At 54.3% G+C, this 1,031-nt stretch carries 1 protein-coding gene; it reads right to left on the bottom strand.

Going from position 1 to position 1,031, the window contains the following annotated elements:
- A partial coding sequence (locus tag DW091_RS19905) for an InlB B-repeat-containing protein (RefSeq protein ID WP_147365317.1) occupies window positions 1–1,031 on the bottom strand: 1,031 nt, incomplete at both ends.

The following is a 1,031-nucleotide window of genomic DNA, read 5'->3' as shown; positions in this document are numbered from 1 at the left end:
TACAGCGTGACTGTTTCGCCCTCAATGGCTGTAAGGTTTACGACCTCCTGCCCATCTGCATATCCTGTTCCTTCACCATCGGCTTTGGTGTTCCAGCCCGCAAAGGTATAACCGGTTTTGGTGTAGGCATTGGCGGTCAGATTCACTGCAAGGTCAAAGGCCATTGGCTGATCGCTCATGCTGCCGCTGTCGGCGGTATTACCGTCAAACGCCACCTTATAATCATTGGCGTGCCATTGAGCATACAGCGTTACGACATCTCCTTGGCCTGGTGTCAGATTCACCACACTTTGCTCGTTATTATAAGCGGTTCCGCCGCCATCGGGCTGGGTGTTCCAGCTGGTAAAGGTGTAGCCGGTTTTGGTATAGCCATTGATGGTCAGGTTCGCGGCCGTATCATAGGTCATGGCCTGATCTGGTGTGCTGCCGCCATCGGCTGTGTTGCCATCGAACTTGATGGTGTAAGTGTTGGCACGCCACTGGGCGTACAGGGTGACAACGCCTCCATCGTCGGGCGTCATATTTACGACCTCTTGTCCATTGGCATAGGCTATTCCTCCGCTGTCCTGCTGACTGTTCCAGCCGGTAAAGGTGTAGCCGGTTTTGGTGTAGCTGTTAAGCGTCAGGTTGGCCGCTGTGTCATAGGTCATGGCCTGATCCTGCGTACTGCCGCCGTCTGCGGTGTTGCCGTCAAATTTGATGGTGTAGCTGTTGGCACGCCACTGGGCATACAGGGTGACGGTTCCGCCCTCGATGGCCGTCAGATTTGTCACATTCTGGCCATTAGTATAAGCCGTTCCTCCCCCATCGGATTGAGTGTTCCAGCTGGTAAAGGTGTAGCCGGTTTTGGTGTAACCGTTAAGTGTCAGGTCAGCCGCTGTGTCATAGGTCATGCTCTGGTCGCTTGTGCTGCCGCCATCGGCGCTGTTACCGTCGAATTGAACGGTATAACTGTTAGCACGCCACTGGGCATACAGGGTAACGGTTTCGCCTTCGACGGCCGTCAGATTTATCACATTCTGTCCATCGGT

This window comes from Eubacterium sp. AM05-23 (assembly GCF_003477535.1).
Classification (GTDB): Bacteria; Bacillota; Clostridia; order Eubacteriales; family Eubacteriaceae; genus Eubacterium; species Eubacterium maltosivorans.
The sequence above is the reverse complement of the archived record's forward strand: the minus strand, read 5'-3'. Positions and strand labels throughout refer to the sequence as shown.